The organism is Rhizobacter sp. P2_H2, from assembly GCF_056403375.1.
Genome location: NZ_JBFUFP010000521.1, coordinates 1 through 3,778, shown reverse-complemented (window position 1 = coordinate 3,778; position 3,778 = coordinate 1). Strand labels below are relative to the sequence as shown.

2 protein-coding genes are annotated in these 3,778 nt (G+C 69.9%); both read right to left on the bottom strand.

All coding sequences use genetic code 11. The annotated features are described in order from the left end of the window. Positions 1-226: 226 nt before the first annotated feature. Positions 227-1,189 carry a response regulator gene (locus AC1D15_RS21615; protein ID WP_477827586.1) on the bottom strand — a complete coding sequence of 321 codons (963 nt, stop codon included), beginning with the start codon at positions 1,187-1,189 and terminating at the stop codon, positions 227-229. Beyond that, positions 1,170-3,778, bottom strand: a 2,609-nt coding sequence (locus AC1D15_RS21610; RefSeq protein ID WP_477827585.1) for an ATP-binding protein, incomplete at its 5' end; no start/stop codon positions are given. The genes AC1D15_RS21610 and AC1D15_RS21615, both read right to left, overlap by 20 nt.

Here is a 3,778-nt window from a genome sequence, read left to right as displayed (position 1 = left end):
ACGAAGAAGATCGGTTCCGTGGGTGGCGCGCGCCAGCGCGCTTCGTAGACTGACTCATCGGCTGTGTTTGACCACAACGAACGAAGTGAGTGGCGGGAGTTTGCCGATGCACCCACGGAGCCGAGCTTCTTCGTGGAGTCGGCGCCCCCAGGGCGCCGACCGCCTCGGCATGAGCCCCCGGCCCATCCCCTCACCCGCCGCGCCAGCGCAGAAGCAACGCGAGAAATCATCCCCCATGCCAGGGCGCCAGCGCCCTCACTTTCTGGATCGCCAACGAAGCAGCCGCATTGCGCGTCTCCACGCCCAGCTTCTCGAAAACATGCTCCAGGTGCTTCTTCACCGTCGCCGGGCTGCTGCCGAGGATGTCCCCGATGTCGCGGTTGGTCTTGCCCTTGGCGACCCAGTACAGCACCTCGGCCTCGCGCAGCGTCAGCTTGAAGGCCTGCAGCACCGCATCCACCGCGGCCGCGTCCGACACCTCGCGCATCACGATCAGCCAGTCGTCGTCGCTGGTGCGTTGCTGCAGCGAGAACACCAGCTGCCGCTCGCCGCGCGTCACCGCCAGCGGCTTCGGCTCGCGCCCCTCGCCGGCCGTCAGCGATTGCTCGTGCAGCCACTGCGCGAGCTCCTGCGGAATCTGCCCCGGCGCCGCCTCGAAATAGCGCTGCATCAGCTCGCGCGCCAGCGGCGTCTGCCACACCGCCTTGCTGTCGGCCAGGCGCGGCGTCACGTGGATCGCCATCGTCGCGTGGCCGAAGGCATCCAGCGCGTTGCGCGCCTGCCGCTTCTCGCGCGCGCTCTGCATGTGCACCACCATGCGCGCCAGCACCTCCTGCGGACGGATCGGCTTGGTCACGTAGTCGACACCGCCGGCACGAAAGGCCGCCATCACGTGCTCGGTCTCGGTCAGTCCGGTCATGAAGATGATCGGGATGTGCGCCGTGTCGGCATCGGCCTTCAGCCGGCGCRCCAACTCGAAGCCGTCCATGCCGGGCATCGCGGCGTCGAGCAGCACGATGTCGGGGTCGGCCTGCGCGGCCCGCTGCAGCGCGCTCTCGCCGTCCACCGCCACCAGCACCACATACCCCGCCTCGTCGAGCGCATCGTGCAGCAGCGACAGGTTGTCCGGCACGTCGTCGACGATCAGCACGACGTCGCTCGCGGCGCGGTCAGGAAGTCTCTCGGTCATGTCGGGCCTGGCGAAGGATGCGCGTCATCGCGTCGAGCTGGAACTGTCGGGCCAGCCCGCGCAGGTGGGCGACGAAGCCGGCATGGGCCGCATTGTCCGCCTCGATCTCGTCCAGCTTCTTCACGATGCCCCGGAAATACCCCAGGCCCACCAGTTCCTCCAGCGCCTGCAGCTGCGCCACCTCGGGCAGCACCCAGGCCGCCGCCGGCTGCGGCACCGGCGGCGCCTCGGCGCGCGCCGCCTGCACCCATTGCACGCGCAGCCGCGCGCCCAGCCAGTCCAGCAGGTCGTTGACGCGCACCGGCTTCAGCACGAAGTCGGCCGGCGCGATGCCGACGTCGTTCTCCATCTCGCGGTCGAACGCGTTGCCCGAGACGATCGCGATCGGCGCGGTGCTCAGGTCCTGCGCGCGGATCGCCCGGATCGTCGCCCAGCCATCCAGCCCCGGCATCGCCAGGTCCATCAGGATCGCATCGGGCGTGAAGCTGCGCAGCAGCGCCAGGCACTCGTCGCCCGACGCCGCCTCGCGCACCTCGAAGCCCAGCGGCTGCAGCACGCTGCGCAGCAGCGCGCGATCGACCTCCTCGTTGTCGACCACCAGGATGCGCCGGCGCACGCCGTCATACCCGGTGCGGCTCGCGCGCGGCGCCTGCGCGCCCGGCACCGCGTCGCGCGTGGCCGGCAGGAAGAGCCGGATGCGGAACAGCGTGCCCACCTGCGGCGTGCTGTGCACCGTCATCTCGCCGCCCATCAGGTCGACCAGCATCTTGCTGATCGTCAGCCCGAGCCCGGTGCCGCTGGCAGCCGCCGCGCCTGCATCGCTGCCGCGCGCGAACGGCTCGAACACATGCTCGATCTCCTCCGGCGCGATGCCGGGGCCGGTGTCCTCGATCTCGAAGGTGGCCATCTCGCGCGCATAGCCGGCGCGGAACACCACCTGGCCGGCCTGCGTGAACTTGACCGCGTTGCCCAGCACGTTGATCAGGATCTGGCGCAGCCGCTTCTCGTCGCTGCGCACCACCTCGGGCAGCGCCTGCGATAGCTCGTGGCTGAACGCGATGCCCTTGCCCGCCGCCTGCAGCTCGAACATGCGCACGATCTGCTGCACGCCGTCGCGCAGGTGCATCGGCTGCGACTCCAGCCGCAGCTTGCCGCCCTCGATGCGGGCGATGTCGAGCGTGCCCTCGATCAGCGACAGCAGGTGCTCGCCGCCGCGCCGGATCACGCTGATCGCCTGCTGGCGGTGCGGCGGGATCGACGCATCCTCGTCGAGCAGCTGCGCATAGCCGAGGATGCTGTTCAGCGGCGTGCGCAGCTCGTGGCTCACGGTCGTGATGTAGCGGCTCTTGGCCTGATTCGCGAGCTCGGCGCTGCGCTTGGCCTGCTGCAACTGCAGGTCGGTGCGGCGGTGCGAATCGATCTCGCGCCGCAAGGCCTGGGTCTGCTCGTGCACCGCCTGCGTCTGGCGGTTCGACTCCTCCTGCGCCACCTGCCGGCTCTTGTGCGTCAGCACCAGCCACCACGCGACGATGCCGCTCACCAGCAGCAGCGCTGCGAAGGCCTTGATGAAACCCAGCCGCAGCGCCGGCGCGAGCGCCGCGCCGGGCTCGCCCAGCAGCCGCAGCTCCTGGTGGTACAGCAGCCCGAACAGCCCCGCCAGCAGCGGCACCACCACCGCCATCAGCAGCACGTAATGGCCGAGGCCGGTGTCGATGTACGGCCAGGCGCTGCGCGGCAGCACCGCGCGCAGCGCCGCCGACCACTGCGTCGACAGCTTGGCCTCGGGCTTGCACAGGTCGTCGCAGCGTGCATCGAGCGAGCAGCACAGCGAGCAGATCGCGCCCAGGTAGGCGGGGCAGTGCGCCAGGTCGTCGGCCTCGTACTCGCGCTCGCAGATCACGCAATGCTGCAGCCGGGTGAACAGGCCTTGCGGGCTGCGGCGCGCGATGTAGAAGCGGCCTTTCGTGGCCCAGGCGATCAGGGGCGACACGACGAAGGCGGTGACGAGCGCGATCAGCGCCGAGAAGGCCTGCGCCATCGGGCCGAACAGCCCGAGGTAGGCCGAGATCGACAGCACCGACGCCGCCGCCATCGCACCGACGCCGACCGGATTGACGTCGTACAGGTGCGCCCGCTTGAACTCGATGCCCGGCGGCGAGAGCCCGAGCGGCTTGTTGACCACCAGGTCGGCGACGACGGCCATGATCCACGAGATCGCGATGTTGGAGAACAGCCCGAGCACCTCGCCGAGCGCGCGGAACACGTCCAGCTCCATCAGCATCAGCGCGATCATCGTGTTGAACACCACCCACACGACGCGCCCCGGGTGGCTGTGCGTGAGCCGCGCGAAGAAGTTCGACCACGCGAGCGAGCCGGCATACGCGTTCGTCACGTTGATCTTCAGCTGCGAGACGACCACCAGCAGCGCCGTCGCCGCCACCGCCCACGCCGGGTGCGGGAACACGTACTCGTAGGCCGCGAGGTACATCTGGTTGGGATCGACCGCGCGGTCGACCGGCACCGAATGGCTGATCGCCAGGTACGCGAGCAGCGCGCCGCCCAGCATCTTGAGCACGCCCGGCACCACCC